General features: G+C 69.3%; 15 protein-coding genes and 1 pseudogene. All 16 read left to right on the forward strand.

Annotation, left to right across the window (positions count from 1 at the left end; translation table 11 throughout):
• Window positions 1-1,342 (forward strand): annotated as a pseudogene (locus DA1_RS30930) (hypothetical protein); the annotation flags it as partial.
• Between the two features lie 82 nt (window positions 1,343-1,424).
• Window positions 1,425-1,949, forward strand: a complete 525-nt coding sequence (locus DA1_RS27450; RefSeq protein WP_034391062.1) for an OmpA family protein — start codon at window positions 1,425-1,427, stop codon at window positions 1,947-1,949.
• 112 nt (window positions 1,950-2,061) lie between these two features.
• Window positions 2,062-5,277: a UDP-N-acetylmuramoyl-tripeptide--D-alanyl-D-alanine ligase gene (locus tag DA1_RS27455; RefSeq protein WP_230590727.1), complete on the forward strand. Its 3,216-nt coding sequence runs from the start codon at window positions 2,062-2,064 to the stop codon at window positions 5,275-5,277.
• A 99-nt stretch (window positions 5,278-5,376) separates the two neighbouring features.
• A complete protein-coding gene (locus DA1_RS27460; RefSeq protein WP_034391060.1) occupies window positions 5,377-7,239 on the forward strand; it encodes a peptidase domain-containing ABC transporter in 1,863 nt (620 codons plus the stop codon).
• Complete coding sequence (locus DA1_RS27465; RefSeq protein ID WP_034391058.1) at window positions 7,236-8,612, forward strand: HlyD family type I secretion periplasmic adaptor subunit; 1,377 nt, start codon at window positions 7,236-7,238, stop codon at window positions 8,610-8,612. The genes DA1_RS27460 and DA1_RS27465 overlap by 4 nt, the downstream gene beginning before the upstream one ends.
• Window positions 8,612-10,348 (forward strand): TolC family protein, encoded by a 1,737-nt coding sequence (locus tag DA1_RS27470; protein ID WP_034391057.1) that lies wholly within the window; start codon window positions 8,612-8,614, stop codon window positions 10,346-10,348. Before DA1_RS27465 ends, DA1_RS27470 begins: the two co-directional genes overlap by 1 nt.
• A 105-nt stretch (window positions 10,349-10,453) precedes the next feature.
• On the forward strand, window positions 10,454-10,630 hold the full coding sequence (locus DA1_RS27475) for a Flp family type IVb pilin (protein ID WP_013803749.1): 177 nt from the start codon (window positions 10,454-10,456) through the stop codon (window positions 10,628-10,630).
• Between the two features lie 91 nt (window positions 10,631-10,721).
• Window positions 10,722-10,898, forward strand: coding sequence for a Flp family type IVb pilin (locus DA1_RS27480; protein WP_013803750.1), 177 nt, complete (start codon window positions 10,722-10,724; stop codon window positions 10,896-10,898).
• A 2-nt stretch (window positions 10,899-10,900) separates the two neighbouring features.
• Window positions 10,901-11,470: an A24 family peptidase gene (locus tag DA1_RS27485; protein ID WP_080736810.1), complete on the forward strand. Its 570-nt coding sequence runs from the start codon at window positions 10,901-10,903 to the stop codon at window positions 11,468-11,470.
• Between the two features lie 192 nt (window positions 11,471-11,662).
• Entirely contained in the window at window positions 11,663-12,709 is a 1,047-nt protein-coding gene (gene cpaB / locus DA1_RS27490) for a Flp pilus assembly protein CpaB (protein ID WP_034391054.1), read from the forward strand.
• A gap of 25 nt (window positions 12,710-12,734) precedes the next feature.
• Window positions 12,735-14,249, forward strand: a complete 1,515-nt coding sequence (locus DA1_RS27495) for a type II and III secretion system protein family protein (protein WP_034391051.1) — start codon at window positions 12,735-12,737, stop codon at window positions 14,247-14,249.
• Window positions 14,250-14,253: 4 nt separating this feature from the next.
• Complete coding sequence (locus DA1_RS27500; RefSeq protein ID WP_034391049.1) at window positions 14,254-15,801, forward strand: CpaE/TadZ family protein; 1,548 nt, start codon at window positions 14,254-14,256, stop codon at window positions 15,799-15,801.
• A gap of 7 nt (window positions 15,802-15,808) precedes the next feature.
• Entirely contained in the window at window positions 15,809-17,131 is a 1,323-nt protein-coding gene (locus DA1_RS27505) for a TadA family conjugal transfer-associated ATPase (RefSeq protein WP_012203993.1), read from the forward strand.
• On the forward strand, window positions 17,128-18,090 hold the full coding sequence (locus DA1_RS27510; RefSeq protein ID WP_034391047.1) for a type II secretion system F family protein: 963 nt from the start codon (window positions 17,128-17,130) through the stop codon (window positions 18,088-18,090). Before DA1_RS27505 ends, DA1_RS27510 begins: the two co-directional genes overlap by 4 nt.
• Window positions 18,091-18,144: 54 nt before the next feature.
• Entirely contained in the window at window positions 18,145-19,149 is a 1,005-nt protein-coding gene (locus DA1_RS27515) for a type II secretion system F family protein (protein ID WP_034391045.1), read from the forward strand.
• A 2-nt stretch (window positions 19,150-19,151) separates the two neighbouring features.
• Complete coding sequence (locus DA1_RS27520) at window positions 19,152-20,189, forward strand: tetratricopeptide repeat protein (RefSeq protein WP_034391043.1); 1,038 nt, start codon at window positions 19,152-19,154, stop codon at window positions 20,187-20,189.
• Window positions 20,190-20,199: the final 10 nt, after the last annotated feature.

The raw sequence follows: 20,199 nt of genomic DNA on the forward strand, positions 1-20,199 counted from the left end.
CCTTGGCGAAGACGGCCTGGTCGGCGGCCTGCTGGGCGGCCTGGTTCCGGGCGGCGGCACAGGCAGCGGCGACGGCCTTGTCACCACAGTGCAGGACACCGTTGGCGACCTGCTCGGCGGCACGGCCGGCGCCCCTGTGGGCCAGGTGCTGGACGCGCTGATCAACCCCGACACCGGCGCACTGTCCGTGGTCACGAGCCTGGTGGAAGGCGTGACCCAGGTCAACGGTGGTCCGCTGGGTGTGGTGACGGACCTGGCCAACGGCCTGACGCAGGTCCCGGGCCAGGCACTGCAGCCGGTGATCGGCACCGTCAACGGCGTGCTGGCCGGCCTGACGGGCGGCGATGGCTTGCTGGGTGGCGTGGTCGGCGGTGACGGCGGCCTGCTGGGTGGCCTCACGGGCGGACTGACGGGCGGCCTTGGTGGCGGCTCCGGCCTGGTCGGCGGCCTGCTCGATACGGTGGTCGGCGACAACGGCATCGTTGGCGGACTGCTGGGCGGCGACGGCGGCCTGCTGGGCGGCCTCACTGGCGGACTGACGGGCGGCTCCGGCCTGGTCGGCGGCCTGCTCGACACGGTGGTGGGCGACAACGGCATCGTTGGCGGACTGCTGGGCGGTGACGGCGGCCTGCTGGGTGGCCTCACGGGCGGACTCACTGGGGGCCTCACTGGCGGATCGGGCCTGGTCGGTGGCCTGCTGAACACCGTGACGGGCGACAACGGCATCGTCGGCGGGGTGCTCAACACCGTGGCCGGTGACAACGGCGTCGTCAGCGGCGTGCTGGACACGGTGGCAGGCAACAACGGCATCGTCAGCGGCGTGCTCGACACCGTGGCCGGTGGCAGCGGCATCGTCAGCGGCGTGGTCGACACCGTGGCGGGTGACAACGGTGTCGTCAGCGGGCTGGTGAACACCGTGGCCGGCGACAACGGTGTCGTCAGCGGACTGGTCAATACCTTGGCCGGCGACAACGGAATCGTCAGCGGCGTGGTCAACACCTTGGCCGGCGACAACGGAATCGTCAGCGGCGTGGTCAACACCGTGGCCGGCGACAACGGAATCGTCAGCGGCGTGGTCAACACGGTGGCCGGCAACAACGGCATCGTCAGCGGCCTGCTGGGTGGCGGCAGCAGCGGCGGCGGCCTGCTGGGCGGGCTGCTGGGGGGATCGTCCGGCGGCGGGCTGCTCGGTGGCCTGCTGGGTGGCACATCGCACGCGGCAGCGGCCTCGGTCGCCGAGCTGGATCCGATTGCCACCTCCATCAGCAGCCATGCCAGCAGCACGGCCGATGCAGCAGCCAGCGTGCTGACGCAGCAACTGCACCACAACACCCTGCTCTGAGCGGCCGCGGCGCCTGCGGGCGCCGCATCCATCCCCTGCGCCGCCGCCCCACGGTGGCGGCGCACGTCCCAGGAGATCCTCCATGTCACACACTTTCAGGCTGTGCACCATCGTGCTGCTGGCCGCAGGGCTGGCCGCCTGCGGATCCACCGCCACCACCAGCACGCAGCGTTCCGAGCACCACTACGCCTTCGGCAAGGCCCCGGCACCAGCGCCGGCAAGCTCCGGCGTCGCGCCCGTGGTGGCCACCACGCAGGCCGACCAGCGCGGGCCCGCCAACGTCGCCCACATCGTCTACTTCGACTTCGACGCATACACCATCCGCAACAGCGACCGGGCCATCGTGGAAAGCCATGCTCAGTGGCTGCGCAGCAATCCCGGCCGCTCGGTGATGCTGCGCGGACATACGGACAGGCGCGGCGGCATCGAATACAACCTGGCGCTCGGCCAAAAACGTGCCGACGCGGTGCGCAACAGCCTGCAGCTGCTGGGCGTGAACCCGGCCCGCGTGGAGTCCGTCAGCTACGGCAAGGAGCGGCTGGCCGACGAAGGCGCGAGCGAAGAAGCCCACCAGCGCAACCGGCGCGTGGAATTCGACTACCGCTGAGCCGCCGCGCTCCGCATCCGCCTGCCGCCGGGCCGCCATGAAGGAACAGATCCGCACGCGGTCGGTGCACCGCAGCCCGGCGTCCCGTCCCCACGGGAAGAGCAGCCTCCCAATGACCCTGACCGAGGCCGAGAGCATGTTGTCGCAGCAATTGGCAAATGGCCTGGAGTACCTGGCACGGCACATGGTGCTGCTGCCCGAACCCTACCCCGGCTGCATTCTTTTCTTCACGGTGTCGGCCGAGAACAAGGTTGCCTCCGTCTTCCACGTGCGCGCCACCACGCTGGAGGCTGCCTGGCGCGAGGGTGCGACACGCGTGCGCCAATGGGCCTGGGCCCGCAAGCGTGACGAGGTCGATCTGCGCATCGACTGGGCGCAGGACATCACGCCCCTGAAGGCGGACAGTCCGCTGCCGGACTGCAGCGCCTGGACCCAGGCGCCCATGCGCTCCCTGGCCCTGGCTGATGCCAGCCTGGAGCGTACGCAGCTGCTGCAGCCCCTGCTGCCAGATCCGCACCCGCTGGGCAGTGAAACAGGCAGCGCCCAACGGCCCCTGCACCCGCCCTGCCTGCTGCTGCACCTGCGCGGCATCTATATCAGCGGGGAGCAGCCCGCCCTGGCCGTGCCGCGCACCGACCCGCCCGAGCAGCGCCTTTGGCCCCACCTCGTGCCCGTGCACGCTGCGCTGCAGCAACTGCTGGCGCAGCAGGGCAAGGACGGAAGCTGGCCCGGTTGCGGGGATGTCTGCGACCACCTGGGCGTGACCTACGCCCTGCTGCAGGCCCAGCGCCATGCGGGCAGCGCCGCGCTGGCGCAGGCCATTGCGCTGGCCGTGGACCATGTGGAGCAACGGCTGCAGCCATTGCCCGGCGACTGTCTGCCCAGCGCGCTGGCCATGCTGGTGCTGGCCCGCCACCTGCGCAACAGCTTTGTCCTGGGGCCGGGAGCCGACAGCCAGGCCCGCGCCCACATTCCGGCGCTGATGGACCCGCTGGCGGAAAGCCTGCTGTCCATGGCTGCCGCTTCGGCCAGCACCACCAAGGCTGCCGCCGCTGCCGCCAATGCCGCTGAAGCCGGCACACCCCGCTCCGGCCAGCCCATGCTGACCTGGGCCGAGCTGGCCATGCATGTCTATGCAAGCTCGCGCCCCCCCACCAGCGACAGCCCCACGCTGCGCGCGGCGCGCAGCGCCCTGCCCGACACGGCGGCCCTGCCTGCCGCCTTCCTGCAGGCCGCGCTGCCGCAGCTGCTGGGCATGGATGGCGGCAATGACGGCAATGGCGGCAATGGCGACGATGGCGACGATGGCGAAAGTATCGAGAAGGCAGGCGCCCTTTGTGCACGCTGGATAGGCATTGCCCTGGTCGAGAGCCTGCAGCTCGACGCAGGCCTGGAGCCGCAGCCCACCGACCTGCTGCGCCAATGGCAGATCAGCCTGCAGCGCCATCTGCAAGGCATGGCCCAGCGCGCCATCTGGCCTGAGCAGGCGCTGTACCTGCCGCCCGCCCGGCGCCGCCATGCAGCCTTTACCGATGGCAGCCTGCGCCAGGTACTGCAGTCCCCGCGCGAAATCGCCTGGCTGCTGGCATCCAGCCTGGCAGGCCTGGAACTGCTGGACGCTCTGACCCAGGCACTGCGCGCGGCCACCAGCCATGCCGCTGCCGAATCCGGGGAAGACGCGCTGCCTGCGCAGGCAGGCCATGGCTTGAGCGCGGGTGCCAGCCCTGCCAAAGCTTCCCCGCCCTCGCCATCACTCTCCCTCGCGTCGCGGGCCGATGAGACTGCGGGCCAGCCGGCTTTTCGGCCCACAGCGGGCTCCATGTACCCGCCCATGTCCTGGGACAGAGCTTCCCTGGCCGAACTGATGAACGGGTGCTGGCTGGATGCAACGACAGAGCCCGGCACAGATCCCAGCTCCGATAGCGGCACCGGCTGCGCGGGATTGGACGCCAGCCGCCTGCACCACCAGCCCGGCGCCGCCGTGCTGGTGCGGCGTGCGGGCATGGCCCTGGGCGTGCAGGCTGCGGCCCTGCCCACGCTGCGCGCCTCGGCGCTGATCAGCAGCAGCCCGCAGGGCCTGCTGGACCACGGCGTGCCGGTGCTGCATGTGCCTGATATGGAAGAGGGCCTGCGCAATCTGGCGCAGGCGGCCCGCCGCCGCATCCAGTCGCCCGTGGTCGCCGTCAGCGGCTGCGTGGGCAAGACCTCCACCCTGGGCATGATGCGCCAGTGCCTGCAGGACGGGGGAGACGCGCGTGGCGATGCCCTGCTGTCCCAGGGCACGGCGCTGCAGATGATCAATTGGAGCGAGGCCTCGCCCTGCGCCCTGCTGGAGCTGCCATTGCAGGCACTGCGTGCCGACCTGCCGCTGATTGACCCAGATATTCTGGTTATTACTAATCTTTCAATAAATAACACCCCCTATTCAGGGGAGTCCGAGCCCTCCGGACAGGCCGGTCTGTCCGGTGAAAGAAAATACGAAGCATTGCAGGAAGTGCTTGAAGCCATGCAGCTCATGCACAAAGGCAGTGCGCTGGTCACCGATCAGGACATAGGTGAAAACCCCAGTGTTATTGAGCATGCCAAACGCATGGGACTGCGCCTGATCACGTTTGGCCCCCATTGCAATGCACAGGTCCGTGAAATGGGGTTTCACAATGGAAATCTGCAAATAGGCATGGGCAGCCTGCGCCTGGGCATTTCCCTGCAATCCGACGGCCACCACATGGCACTCAATGCGCAGGCGGCCCTGGCGGCCCTGCATGCATTGGGCTATGCGCCCGCACAGGTGCAGGCCTCCCTGGCCCATTGGCAGCCCATGATCGGAGCCGGGCAGCCGCAGCTCCTGCCCAGTGGAATCTGCCTGCTGGACCACAGCCTGAGCAACCACTTACTGTCCATGACGGCTGCATTTTCCCAGCTGCAGTCGGTCGCTCCCCATGTGAGCAGAAGGCTGATCGTGCTGGCGGGCATACAGCCCGGCCACGCCAGCATCGACGCTGCGCAGCTGGCCCTGGAGCCGCTCGTGCGGGATGCCCAGGCCCGGCGCGTGCTGCTGTATGGGGAGCCGCTCAGGCCGCTGGCGGCAGCCTTGGGCGATCTTTTGCACGTCAATTGGTATGACGATCTGAATCAGCTGATTTGCTCGCTGCTGAGAACAACCCATAAAGGCGATACGGTTTTGTTGGCCGGCCGCGCCACAACCAATCTTGCCCTGGCGGCCGACGCCATACGGGATAGTTTCAGTGGCCACGGGGGCCATTTAATAGCGTCTATTCAGGCTCCCTGCTTTGATCCACATCAAAAACAAATGAACATGCATTCTTGATTGAATAAAACTTATAGAGGGCTGTATATAACTCGCTACAGTGTTTGTGAAACGAGTACCTTTACATTTTGTAAAGATGCTTACTAAGCCCATCAGAACATGATCCGATACCTTCTTCCCCGTCAGTTGGCCAAGGCCACGGCGATGCCGTCGGGAACGGAGACGGTGGGGGCTTTTGCATCTGCCATCGCCGAGTCCTTCGACCGGGCTGCGCACCAGTTGCGCCGGGCTGGCTGGCTGTCGCTGCCCATCAGTCTGCTGGGCCTGCTGCCGTCCATCTTCCTGCTGCAGGTCTACAACCGCGTCATTGCGCGTGGCGGCACCGCCACCCTCACGGCCATGGTGGCGGGCGTGCTGTTCTTCCTGGGCGTGGAATGGTGGCTGCGGCGCAGGCGCGCCCGCGCCCTGCGCGAAGCCGGCGCCATGATCGACCGCGATGTGTCCCAGGCGCTGATGCACTCCATGCTGCGCCACCCGCTGGCCGCGCTGGAGCAGCGCTCCTCCAGCCAGTGGCTGCAGCTGTTCCGCGACGTGAGCGCCATGCGCTCGGGCATGTCCGGGGGCCTGGCGACCTCGCTGCTGGACCTGCCCATGGCCCTGCTGGCACTGGTCGTCATCGGCATCATTGCCTGGCCCGTGCTGCCGGTGATTCTGGTGGCCATGCTCATCATGGGCGTGCTGGCCTGGTGGTGGGCCGACGAGGTGCGCAGCGGCCGCGTGGAGGAAATCGCCCAGGCCCGCATGCTGGACCGGGGCACGGCCGAGATCTGCAACGCCCGCGCCACGCTCAAGGTGCTGGGCTACGACGCCGCCGCACGCCAGAACTGGCAAAGCGGCTATGACCGCTGGCTGGCCGAGAGCTTTGGCAAGAACGGCGAGATGGAAAACGCACGCGAGGCCAGCACCGTGCTGCTGACGCTGTTCTCCATTGCCGTGATCACCGTGGGCGCCATTGCCATCAATGCGCAGTGGATGAGCATCGGCAGCCTGATGGCCGTGAACCTGCTGTCGGGCAAGGCGCTGGGCCCCATCTCGCAACTGGCCAGCAACTGGCGCTCGCTGGCCCATGCCAACGAGGCCGCACGCCGCCTGCAGGCCGTGCTGGAGGAACCCGTCGAGGCCATGACCGACACCGTGGACCTGCCCCGGCCCCAGGGCCGGCTGCGCCTGGACCAGGCAAGCTTCCACTACCCGGGCGGCCATGTGGCGCTGGAGCAGGCATCGCTGGAGATCGGCCCCGGCGGGCTGCACGCCATCGTGGGGCGCAACGGCGCCGGCAAGTCCACCCTGGCCAAGCTGCTGGCCGGCCTCTACCAGCCCACACAGGGGCGCATCTTCATCGATGAATACGACATGGCCCAGTTCCCGCGCGCCGAACTGGGCCGCTGGATAGGCTGCCTGGCCCAGCAGGTGTACTGGTTCAGCGGCCCCATCGTGGACGGGCTGCGCATGGTCAACCCCGATGCCGACGACCACAAGATCGTCACCGCCTGCCAGATCTCGGGCGCGCACGGCTTCATCAGCCGCCTGCCCCAGGGCTACCAGACGGTGCTGGGCGAAGGCGGCGCGGGCCTGTCGGCCGGCGAGCTGCGCAAGCTGGCCCTGGCCCAGCTGTTCCTGCGCAACCCCTCGGTGCTGATCCTGGACGAGCCCAGCAACGACCTGGACTTCGAGAGCGAAACCACGCTGCTGCAGACGCTGCGGCAGATTGCGCTCAAGCACACGGTCATCGTCGTCACGCACTCGCTGCGCGTGGCCTCCATGGCGCAGCATCTCTACCATGTGCGCGGCGACGGCGGCATCGAGCATGGCTCGCCCCAGTTGCTGCTGCCCCAGCTGTTCGGCTCGGCGCGCGAGCCTGCGGCTCCCGCAGCACCCGCTGCGTCCACAGCCCCCGCAACGCCGGCCGACCCGGCCCCGCATGCCGATCACCCCGCCGTGGCGCAGGAGCTTGCCTCATGAGGGCCGGGCGCTACGACGACCTCCCCCTGGTGCTTCGCCAGTCAAGCGAAGCGCAGGCAGCCGTGCACGGCCAGCCGCCTGCGGACGCGTCCGGCGCAACGCCCCCCACCCCTGGCCGAACCGCCCTGGCGCGGGGCAAGTGGCTGCTCGTCATTCCCGTCGCCGCCCTGGTGGTCACCGGCCTGTTCTATCCGGTGGAGAACGTGGTGGTCGCCAGCGGCCAGGTCATCCCTTCCGACCGTGTGCAGACCGTGCAGCATCTGGAAGGCGGCATCGTCACCGCCGTCCATGTGCGCGAAGGCCAGGCCGTGACCCAGGGCCAGCCGCTGCTGGAAATCGACCTGGGCAGCAACAGCCTCAACCTCGAACAGCTCACCGCCCGCATGGCCACGGCCCAGGCCGTCAAGGCGCGTCTGGGTGCGGAAAGCCAGGGCCGGCCGCTGCAGCGCACCGCCTTCCCCGCCGACCTGGACGCACAGGTGGTCCAGGCCGAACTGGGCGCCTTCTCGGCGCGCGCGCTGGAGCACCAGGGCAGCCTTGCCGCAGCCCAGGCCCAGCTGCAGCAGGCGCGCGGCGACGTGGCCCAGGTGCAGGCGCGCATCGAGGGGCTGGAGACCAATCTGCGCCTGCACCAGCAGGAGGCCTCCATTGCCGGCCAGCTCGCCTCCGAGCAGCTGATAGGCCAGCTTGAAGTGCTGGACAAGCAGCGGGCGCTGGAGCAGGTGCGGGCCGAGCTGGCTGCCTCGCGCCAGACGCTTTTCAGCAACCGCGCCAAGATCGAACAGGCCCAGGCCAAGCTGCAGGAGACCCAGGGCGCCTTCCGCCGCCGCGCCTCCGACGAGCTGGCCCAGACCGAACGCGAGCTGGCCAGCCTCAACGAAGACCTGGTCCGCGCCCGCACCCAGCGCACGCGCACGGCCGTGCTGGCGCCCACCAGCGGCTTCGTCAAGGGCCTGCGCAGCTCGGGCGCCGGTTGGGTGGTCAAGCCCGGCGAGCCCATCCTCGAAATCGTTCCGGACAAGGACGAAGTCATCGTCGAGGCGCGCCTGAGCCCCGCCGACCGTGGCTATGTGCGCCCCGGCCAGGCCACCCGGGTGAAGATCTCGGCCTACGACTTCCTGCGCTACGGCTCGGTGCCCGGCCAGGTCACCCTGGTGGCGGCCGATGCCGACCGCGATCCCAACCTGGCCGACTCGCCCTCGTACTTCCGCATCCAGGCCAGCCTGGAGCAGCCCTGGGTGGGCCGCACCGACAACCGCATCACCACCGGCATGCAGGCCGAACTCGACCTGCTGCTGGGCCACGAACCCTTTATCTGGTATTTGCTGCGGCCCGTGCTGCGCATCCAGAGCGAAGCCTTCCGGGAGCCCTGATGCCAGGCCGCCCGACCTCCCCTTCCATGGGCTGGCACGCCCGCTGCCACGCCCGGCTGCGCCAGCTGCTGGCCGCTGCCTGCTGCCTGTCCGCACTGCAGGCGCTGCAGGCCGCTGCCGCGCCTGTGGCTGCGGCGGACAGGGACCTTGATACGGACATCGGCATGGTTGCCGCAGCCGCACCCGCACCCGCATCCACATCCGCAAACACGGCCGCAGCCGCACCGGCCCCTGTGGTCCTGCGCCTGGCCCAGCACCTCACGCCCGGCACCCTGGCCAGCGACGGCGGGCAGCGCCGCCTGCTCGATGCCCTCTACGCCCTGATCGACGAATACCCCGACGTGCGCAAGGCGCGCGCCGCGCTGGAATCGGCCGGGCATGACGTGAACACCGCGCGCGGCGCGCGCTGGCCCACCTTCAAGGTGGGTACCAACACGGGCGATGCCAAGCTGCGCCGGGGCCGCGAGTCCTACACCGCCGTCAACGCCGAAGTGCGCATGGCCCTGCTGGACGGCGGCGCCATCGGCGCGGGCATACGCTCGGCCGAATCGCAGGAGGCGGCCCAGGGCAGCGTGCTCTACGGCACGCGCCAGAACGTGCTGCTGGAGGCGCTGACCGCCCTGCTGGAGCTGCACCGCTTCGAGGACAAGGCCCGCGTGGCGGCCGAGTCGGCGCGCATCATCGGCCAGCTCGCGCGCATCGAGGAGCGCCGCGCCGAACTGGGCGCCGTGGGCCGCAACGACCTGCGCCAGGCCGCCTCGCGCCAGGCCGGCGCCCTGGCCCAGCAGCATGCGCTGGAGTCGCAGCGCATGGATGCGCAGGCCCGCTTCACGCGCTACTTCGGCTTCACGCCCCAGCCCGGCTGGCTGCCCCAGCTCAACGTGCCCGTGCAATGGATGCCGGCCAACGAGGACTCGGCCCTGCAGGCCTCCGAAACCGTCAGCCCCGAGCTGCAGGAGATGGAGCAGCAGATCGAGAAGGCCCGCGCCGAAGTGGACCGCAGCAAGTCCCAGCGCTTTCCCACGCTGGCCGCCGTGGTGGCCCACACGCGCGACCCCAGCGGTGTGCTCTATGCCGAGGGCACGCGCTACGGCGTGGAGCTGAGCTGGAACTTCGGCAACGGCTTCGAGCTGCGCGACCGCATCCTCAAGGCCATCAACGAACTGCAGGCCCAGGAAGCGCAGCAGGAAACCGTGCGCCGCCAGGTGCGCGAAACCGCCTCCGCCGCCTGGGGACGCACCCAGTCCGGCCGCCAGCGCGAAAGCCAGCTGGCCGACGCCGTGCGCGAGGCGCGCGCCGCCTTCGAGGGGCGCCGCCGCCTGCTCGAAGTCGGGCGCGGCAGCCTGGCCCAGGTGCTGGACGCCCAGCTGGACATGCAGCGCCTGCTGCTGGACGAGGCCGACGCCATCTACGACCAGCGCATCAACGAACTGCGCCTGGCACGCACCACCGGCCGCCTCCTGCCGCAGGACCCGCCCGATCAATGGCTGAACGCGCTGTTCACCCCGCAAAAACCGATTCCGGCAGGTGGTGGTGCGCCAGGCACTGCCCCCATGGACGAGCCCGGGAACGCGCCCGGCCCTGCGCCCTCGCGCAGCCGCCCCGAACCCCAGGACGCTGCCGTGGCCACCCTGTCCGCCAGCGCCATGCCCCAACGAATACAGCTGCGCCTTGAGCAGCAGTTGCGCCCCGTTTCAGACGCTTTTCCAACCACCGCCTTGCGACAGCAGTGGTGAAGTGAGAAGCGGCAAGTGAGGTTTCCCGTGCAGCGGCCGGCTTCTGCCCATCGCCAGCCGCCGCCATCGAAAACGATGGGCTTTTGCAACCGAAAGGACGATGCCATGACCGACATCATCAAGAACTTCTGGAAAGACGAAGAAGGCGCCACCGCCATCGAGTACGGCTTGATCGCCGGCCTCATCGCCGTGGGGATCGTGGTGGGCGCCACCGCGCTCGGCACCAACCTGAATGGGCTGTTCACCCGGATCGCCACCAAGCTCACCGGCTTCGTTCCCTGAGCGCCGGCTGCGGCGCGATCTGGCCGGGCTCGGGCGGGGCTTGCCTCCGCCCCCGGCGCCAAGGCATTTTGCAAACCGAAAGGACCATGCCATGACCGAAATGATCAAGAACTTCTGGAAAGACGAGGAAGGCGCCACCGCCATCGAATACGGGCTGATCGCCGGCCTGATTGCCGTGGGCATCGTCGTGGGCGCCACCGCGCTGGGTACCGATCTGAACGGATTGTTCAGCCGGCTTGCCACCAAGCTCAACGGACTTGCCCCCTGAAGATGGAGTGGACCTCGCTATGGCTGTGCGTCTGCATCACATGGCTCGCAACGATTGCGGTCATGGATCTGCGCATCCGGCGCGTGCGCAACTGGATGGTGCTGCTCGGCCTGGCCACAGGCGCGGCGGCACTGGCCAGTGGGGCGCAGCCGTTCCAGGTCTCGGCCTGGAACGCGCTGGCCGGACTGCTGGCGGGGTTTGTCGTGCTGCTTCCTTTCTATGCACTGCGCTGGATGGGAGCGGGCGACGTCAAGTTCGGCGCGGTCGCAGGGCTGTGGTTCGGGCTGAGCTTCGACCTGCTGCTGATCTGGACCGGCGGCAGCCTGCTGGCCGGCCTGCACGGCCTTCTGGTGCTGTCATTGCGCCACCTGAGCCACAGCCCCACCGGCCTGTGGCTGCAGGCCCGGCTGCCCCTGGCCTGGGCGGCCCGCCTGGCACCCCTGGGCGCGGCGTCTCAGCCCGCAGGCGCCACCGATGGACCGCGCCAGCCCCAGCGCTCCATTCCCTATGCCGGCTACATGGCCATTGCGGCCATCGCCCTGGCCTGGCGCCACAGCCAGCCGCTTGCCTGAACGGGAGATGCCCATGCAGATCGCTTTCCCCTCGCCACGCACCACACGGCCCGGCCCCGCCGCAAGCCGCCGCTGTGCGCTATCCGGACGCTTTCCTGCCCTGGCGGACCCTCTGCGCCATGGCAGGAAAGCGCCAGGGCAGCCCCCATGCCTGAACACCGTCGCCACCCACTTGCACCAGGAGCCCCAGCCATGAACCTCACCAAGATTCTTGCCGGACTGTTGGTTGGGCTGGCCATCGTGCTCGCAGGCCTTGCCTGGCTGCTGGGCAGCCAGCCCGCACGCCCCGTGGCCCAGCCCTCACCGACCGCCTCGGCGCAGCCGGCCCCAGAGCCCGTGCCGCAGCATGCCGTCGTGGTCGTGGCCCAGGCCATTGCCGCAGGCCAGCGCATCGGCAGCGAGGATGTGAAGCTGGCCCAGCTGCCCGCCCCCGTACCCGGCAGCTTTGCCGCGACCGATGACGTGCTGGGCCGCACCACGCTGATGGCGCTCACCCCGGGCACTCCGCTTTTCGAGCAGCAACTGCTCAGCGGCCTGGCCCTGCAGCTGGAGCCGGGACAGCGCGCCCTGGCGATTGCCATCCGGGAGCAGATGGCCGCGGGCCACCATGTGCGCCCCGGCGACTTCGTGGATGTCTACTTCACGCTGGACGGCAAGTCCGACCAGGCACCCGTGGACGCGCAGACCCGGCTGCTGCTGGCGCGCAGCCGCGTGCTGGCCTACGGCTCCGGCAGCGTGGAACGCCCACCCATGCCGGCCGTCCAGCGCCAGGCGCAGCAGGACAAGGAATCGGCCGGCTCGTCGCTGCGCCGCGCCAGCGCTGCGGATCAGACCGGCCAGCGCCCTGAGAACGTGCAATCGGCCGTGCTGGCCGTGCCGCTGGACGATGTGGAGCGCCTCACCCTGGCCGAGAAATTCGGCCAGCTCACCTTGGCGCTGCGCAACCCGGACGACCTGTCCGTGCCCGATCCCAAGCTCTTCGCCGCCCTGCCCAGCGCACTGCAGCCGGTGGCGGGCCGCCTCCGGAAAGACCAGGCACTGGAGGGTGCAGACCGCGCCTTCGCCGGCCTTCGCATGCAGGACCTGGCCACCGGCGCCGACGCCAAGAACATCCGCAAGCCTGCCGCCCAGCCCATGACGGCCTTCGCACCCGCCGTGCGGCCGCCGCCGCAGCGGGCCCCGCGCGAACGCACCGTGGAGCTGCATAACGGAGCCGCGGTGCAGATGGTGAACTACTGAAAACACACAACAAGAGGGAGATGCCATGAAGTGCAAGAACATCTCGACGGCCGGAGCAACCCCGCTGCAGCGCGCGGTCTGGACACTGTGCGGCAGCATGGCCTTGCTGGCATTGCCGCCAGCGGTGTCGGCGCCTGCGGACACCGCTGCCGTCCAAGGCATGCACAACCCCGGCGCCGGGGACATGCCCTTTGGCGACTCCCTGCAGCTGGTGGCCGGACGCCAGCACCTGATGCCGCTGGCCAGTACTCCGGGCCGCATCGCCGTGGGCGACCCCAATGTGCTGGACGTGAAACTGCTGCGCGCCACGCCGGGCTCCGGCGCCAGTGCCGGCTCCGGCTCCGGCTCCGGCGGAACCGAGCTGCTGCTCACGCCCAAGGCCCAGGGCAGCACCACGTTGGTGGTGTGGCCCCAGAAAGGTGGCGCACCCCAGCGCTGGGAGGTCCAGGTCCGCGGCCAGCACCTGCTGCTGGAAAAGCGCCTGACCTCGGTTCCAGAACATGCCCAGGCCGTGGCCGAACTGCGCCAGTACGCGCCCGCCCAGACGCTGCTGGTGGACAACGCGCAGATCGACGTCAAGAGCAACACCGTCCAGGTGGACGTGCAGGTGGTGGAGTTCAAGAAATCCGCGATGAAGCGCATCGGCGTCAACATCTACAGCGGCGGGCGCAACAACCAGGGCTTCAGCTTCGGCAGCTTCAGCCCCGGCGTGGTGGGCAGCATCAGCACCAATACCAACGGCACGGGGACAGGGACGGGAACGGGCAATACCGGCTCGGGCGGCACGGGAGGCACGGGAGGCTCGGGCTCTGGCGGCGTGTCCAACAACACCTCGTCGGCCATTGCCAGCGCCATGAGCCTGGTGATGACCTTCGGCAAGGCCTTCAGCGGCGCCGGCATCGTCACGCAGCTGAGCATCCTCGAAGGCAACGGCATGGCGCGCGTGTTGGCCCGGCCTACCCTGCTGGCCCAGACCGGCCAGAACGCAAGCTTCCTGGCCGGCGGCGAGCTGCCGATCCCCGTGCCCGCGCGCGACGGCAACATCGCCATCCAGTACAAGGAATTCGGCATCAAGCTACAGCTGACGCCCACCATCCTTTCGGACGATCGCATCGCCCTGAAGGTCTCGCCCGAGGCCAGCGACCTGGACTTCAACAGCGGCGTGACCATCAGCGGCGTCACCGTGCCCGCCATCCGCACGCGCCGCGCCGACACCTCGGTGGAGCTGGCCGATGGCGAGAGCTTCGTCATCGGCGGGCTGGTCAGCCGCGCCACCACCTCCAACGTCAGCAAGGTGCCGGTGCTGGGCGATCTGCCCATCCTGGGCACCTTCTTCAAGAACCTCAACTACACGCAGGAAGAGTCCGAGCTGGTGATCATCGTCACCCCGCGCCTGGTCCACCCGCTTCCCGCCAGCACCAATCTCGAAGCCCTGCTGCCCGGTGCGCAATCCGAGCAGCGCAACGCCGGCAAGGTCTGGCTGCCCTACCTCGCCGGCGGAATGAGCACCCAGACCGCCGTACCCGGTTTCTCGTACTGACGACATGACAAGCAAGCCCACCGCAACCGATTCGCCTGTGGACGCCACAGGCTCGCCGGCCATCGGCTCACCCACCTCGCTGGAGACCCTGCTGGGGCTGCGTTCCTCGGCCTCGCTGGCCGGCAAGCCGCAGCCCGGCACCGATGCGCTCGCGCAGGACAAGTCACCGCTTGCGCAGGACAAGTCACCGCTTGCGCAGGACAGATCACCGCTTGCACAGGACAAATCACCACTGGACAGGATGACCGCGCCCGCCGCGCCCCGCCCGACGCCGCAGCCGCTCGACAACGACCTGCAGGTGGAGCTGCTCTTCATCCACGCAGGCACCCCCGAAAGCTCGCTGGCCCAGGCCTGGCTGCAGCACATGCTGGACGGCGCACGGCTGCATGTGGCGCGGTTCCAGGACAACGTCACCGATCAGGTGCAGCGCTACATGCCGCATGCCGTGCTCGTGCATTTCGACCCGCTGTCCACCGACGAGGCGGCCCACCTGGCCTCCCAGCTGCACATCTCCCACCCCCACCTGCCCTGCCTGGCCGTGGGCCGCACCAAGTACCCGCAGTGCATGCTGGCCGCGCTGCGCGCCGGGGTGCAGGACTTCCTCGACGTGGACGGCCCCGTGCAGGCCGCGCACCAGACGGTGATCGATCTGATCAAGCGCGTGCCCCCGTCGGCCTCGGGCATGCCCAACGCGCCGCTGACCGCCATCATGTCGGCCCGCGCCGGCCTGGGCAGCAGCCTCATGGCATCGCACCTGGCCTGGTACCTGCAAAAGCGCCTGCATGGCACGACGGCCGTGCCGGGCAAGGACGCCACGCCCCGCGAGATCAGCAACGAGACGCTGGACGGCCTGCTCATCGACCTGGGCTTTCCCAGCGGCGACTGCGGGCTGTACCTGGGCACGCTGGGAGACTTCGACTTCATCGAAGCCGTCAACAACCTGCGCCGCTTTGACCGGCGCCTGGCATCGACGGGACTGGCCCGCCATGAAAGCGGCCTGCGCCTGCTCACGCTGCCGCGCCAGCCCGCCCGCCTGCGCGACGTCTCCTATGCCGATGCCGACGCGCTGCTGCTGCGCCTGCGCCAGTACTTCCGCCACATCGTGGCCGACCTGGGGGCCGTCGTGCCCACGCAGCTGGCCATGCGCGTGGCGCTGCGCGCCAGCCAGATCTGGGTGGTCTGCGACCAGAGCGTGGCCAGCGTGGTCTCCACCACCGAGCTGCTGCGCCAGCTCGACGAGCAAAAGGTCGATCGCGAGCGCGTGCAGCTCATCGTCAGCCGGCACGACAGCCAGCTGGAGCTGGAGGCCCCGCAGATCGCCAGGCAACTGCAGCTGCCGCTGCTGGCCACCATTCCCGAGCGCCGGCGCGAACTGGTCCAGGCCGTCAACCAGGGCCAGCTGCTGCCCAGCCGGCTGCAGCGCGAGCCCTATGTGCAGGCCGTGGACAAGCTCGCCACCTTGCTGATCACCACCCACCACCAGGCCCATGCGGGCGATCAGGCCGCGCCCGCCCGGGGCCTGAACCGTTTCTTCCACCGAACAAGAAGCTGAACGCACCATGACGACCACGGCTTATTCCCATCTGGCCGACGCCCAGGCCAGCGAGTTCGAGCGAAGCGCGCTGTTCCTCGACCTGAAGAACCGCACGCACGAGCACCTGCTCAGCCGCATCGAGGAGTTGGGTGCCGAGTTCGGCCGTTGGTCGCAGGCCGCCATCGCGCAGTTCGTGCTGATGGAGCTGGACAGCTTCATCCGCCTGCACTCCGTGCCCGTCAACGAGCAGGAGGCGCTGCAGGTGGCGCGCGCCCTCACGCGCGAGCTCACGGGACTGGGGCCGCTGCAGCCGCTGCTGGAAGACCCGCTGGTCGAGGACATCCTCATCAACGGCCACGGCAACATCTACGTCTCTCGCGGCGGCGTGCTGCAGCGCGAGACGCTGCACTTCAAGGACGACGAGCATGTGCTGCGCATCGTGCGCCGCATCCTGGCGCCGCTGGGCCGGCGCCTGGACGAGTCCAGCCCCATGGTCGATGCCCGCCTGCCCGATGGCGGGCGCATCAACGTCATCATCGAGCCGCTGTCCATCGACGGTCCCTCGGTCTCCATCCGCAAGTTCCGCAAGGACCCGCTGACACCGCCCGAACTGGTGCAGTTGGGCACCTTCAACCAGGACATCTGCCGCATCCTGGAGATGGCCGTGCAGGCGCGCTGCAACATCCTGGTCAGCGGCGGCACCAGCTCGGGCAAGACATCCCTGCTCAATGCGCTGGCCAGCTTCATCCCGGGCAGCGAGCGCATCGTCTCCATCGAGGACACGGCCGAGCTGGCCCTCAACCACAACCACGTGGTGCGGCTGGAAAGCCGCCCCGGCGGCTTTGACGGCTCGGGCCACGTCAGCATCCGCGACCTGCTGCGCAACAGCCTGCGCATGCGGCCCGACCGCATCATCGTCGGCGAGGTGCGCGGCGGCGAGGTGCTGGAGCTGCTGCAGGCCATGAACACCGGCCACGACGGCTCCATGGGCACCATCCACGCCAGCTCGCCGCGCGAATGCCTGTACCGCGCCGAAATGCTGGCCGGCTTTGCGGGCTTTCAGGGCAGCGAGGTCAGCCTGCGCCGCCAGATCGCCAATGCCGTGGACTTCATCGTGCAGATCGGCCGCCTGTCCAACGGCCGCCGCCGCCTGCTGTCGCTGACCGAGGTCACGGGCATGACGGACAACATGATCTCCATGCAGGAGCTGTACCGCTACGAGCCCCAGGTGGGCCCTGACGGGCAGGAGATCGACCAGTGGGTGTCGCTGGGCATCTCGCCGCACTCGCCCAAGCTGCTGAGCTGGTGGCGCATGCAGCAGCAGACCGGCCACGGAGGCGTGCGATGACAGGCCTGGCACCCGCCGTCCTCATCCTCGGCGCGCTGGCCTGCCTGCTGCTGGCACTGGCGCTGTGGGTGATCATGCGCGGGCGCCGCAAGGAGCATGAGCAGTCGATCAACCTGCACATGAAGCGCAGCGTGGACGGCCACCGGGAGGTGATCTCGCCCTCCCCGCCCATGGCCGAGCCCGCCTTCCGCGCCCCCGCGGCGCAGCCCGCGCCCTCACCCGCTGCCGTGCAGTGGCTGGCCCAGCGGCTGGGCGTCCAGTCCTGGGGAATCTCGTCCAACACCCTGGCCCTGTTCGCCATCACCGGCCTGGTGCTGGCCTTGCTGGCGACCAGCCAGGCAGGTGCTGCCGCGGGGCTGGTGGTGGCCGTGTTGTATGCCGTGGTGCTGGCCTTCGGCATCTGGCGGCGGCAGGCCAAGCGCCGCGAAAGACTGCTGCAGCAACTGCCCGGCTTCCTGGACAACATGGTCCGCCTGATCTCCATCGGCAACTCGCCCCATGCGGCCTTCCAGATGGCGCTGAACAACGTCCCCGATCCGCTGGGCGACGCGCTGCAGCAGGCGGCGGCCATGCTCAGCGCATCGCCCGACCTGGGGCAGGCCATGGGCCAGCTGGAGCGCAACTGGCGCCTGCCCGAATTCGGCCTGCTGGCCGCCGTGTTCCGCATGAGCGTGCGCTACGGCGGGCGCGCCGACCTGGTGCTGGAGCGTGTCTCGGCCTACATCCGCGACCGCCAGTCCGCCGAGCGCGAGCTGCATGCGCTGTCCTCCGAGATCCGCATGTCGGCCTGGGTGCTGGCCCTGCTGCCCCTGGTGGTGGGGACGCTGATCATGGTGATCAACCGCGGCTACTTCATGCGCATGTGGAACGACGACAGCGGCCAGACCATGGTCCTGGTCGCCGCCGCCCTGGAGGCCCTGGGCGCCTTTCTTCTCTACCGGCTGGCCAAGCTGAGGTGAACCCATGACAGCACAGGCACAGGCCCACCCATCCGTCTGCGCAAGGAGCCACGCATGACCACGCAGCAACTGTGGATCGCCAGCATCAGCCTGGGCGCGCTGGGACTGGTGCTGTGGGCCTGCGCCCTGGTGTGGAAGCTGTGGCGCTCGGCCCGTGCCTCCAGCCAGGTCGCCAAGATATTGCAGGCGCGCGATACCGCATCGACCCCGAAGGCCGCCACGAAGAGCGCCCTGCAGGCCAACGACGCGCAGCTGCTCAACCCGCTGTCCATCAACGTGCGCTCCTCCGATTCGCCACAGGCGGTGGCCGCCAACCTCCCGCCCCCGGCCTGGCTGCAATGGGGCGTGGCCAAGGCCTTGCTGGCCGATGAGGACCGCAAGCTGCTGGACCAGGCCGGCGTGGGTACGCGCAACGGCAGCATGGCCTATGTGGCCAGCCGCATGGTGCTGTGCGTGGTCCTGCCCCTGCTGGCGCTGGGTGTGCTGCGCCCCGGCGAAAACGCGGCCCTGATCTACGGCTTTCTCGGGGTGAGCCTGGGGCTCATGCTTCCCAAATGGTTTCTGCGCTCGCGGGCCAAGGGCCGGCGCGAGCAGGTGGTCGAGGAACTGCCGCTGTTCGTCGACCTGCTGCGGCTGCTGCAGGGCGTGGGCCTGAGCGTGGACCAGAGCCTGCAGATCCTGGCCTCGGAATTCAAGAGCGTGCTGCGCGTCATCAGCGGCGAGCTGGCCCTGGCCAACCAGCTCTACAACAGCGGGCGCACGCGCGAGCAATCCTTCCAGCGCATGGTCAACATGAGCGCCGACGACGACATGAGCGCCATCGTCAACCTGCTGGTGCAGGTGGACAAGCATGGGGGCGCCGTGCAGGAGCCGCTGCGGGAATTCAGCATCCGGCTGCGCGAAAAGCGCCAGGCCAGCTTCAAGGAAAAGATAGGTTCCATCACCGTCAAGATGACGGGCGTCATGGTCCTCACGCTGCTGCCCGCCCTGCTCGTCATCACGGCGGGCCCCGGCTTCCTGGCCGTGATCAGGGCATTGACCACCATGGGAGGACGCTAGGCATGCGACACCAGGAAAACACCCACGCAGGGCGGACGCCAGCGCCGGCACCCCTTGCAACCCTGGCAGCCCTGGCGACCCTGGCCTTGGCCCTGGCCGGCTGCGCCAGCAAGGGGCCGCAGGGCTACGGCGCCCCTTCCGCGCAGCAGGAAACCGCCGCCCAGGCCCAGCAGCAATTGCAGAACGCCCAGCAGGCCACCCAGGTGGACAACGCCCAGACCTATCTGGACCTGATCACGCAGATGCAGCAGGCGGGCCAGTGGTATGCCTCGCTGGCGCACACCGAAGCCTTCGAGCAGCAGTACGGCGTGAACCCGGAGTCGCGCCTGATGCGGGCCGACGCGCTGCGCAACACCGGCCAGGTCGAGCAGGCCCGGCAGGCCTACCTGGCGCTGCTGCAGGGCGCCACCACGGCGCGGGCGCGGCGCGGCCTGGGCCTGCTGTACGCAAGCCAGGGCCAGTATGGCCAGGCCGTGGAGCAGCTGGACAAGGCGCGCCAGCTCAACCCCATCGACGCCAACGTGCTCAGTGACCTGGCCTACGCCCACATGCTCGACGGCCGGCTGGCCGCCGCGCAGATGCCCATCATGCAGGCCTCGCAACTCGCCCCGGCCAACGCACGGGTGCAGCTGAACATGGCGCTGTTCTGGCTGGCCAGCGGCAACCAGGCCCAGGCGTCGCAGCTGCTGCGCCAGCTGGCCCAGCCCCAGGCCAAGGGCGCCCTGCCCATGATCGACCAGACCTCGCTGCAGACCCTGCAGGCACAGCTGGCCAGCGTGCGCGATGCCGTGCGCCTGCGCGGCGACAGCCTGCCCGCAGAGGCCAGTGCCGGTGCCGGTGCCGGTGCCGCTGTGTCCAGCGCCCCTGTGCTGCCTTCTGTGCTGCCCCCTGCACTACCCCCTGTGCCGACCCTGGGCACCCGCCCCGAAGCACGCGCCACCGAGGCCCTGCCCGAGACCCTGCCGGCCGGCATCACCCGGCGCATTCTTCTTTCCGAGCCGCCCGGCGCCGCAGGCGCAGCACCGGCCTCGCCACTTTGAGGAGCACGAC

This window comes from Delftia acidovorans NBRC 14950 (assembly GCF_001598795.1).
Taxonomy (GTDB): domain Bacteria; phylum Pseudomonadota; class Gammaproteobacteria; order Burkholderiales; family Burkholderiaceae_C; genus Comamonas; species Comamonas acidovorans.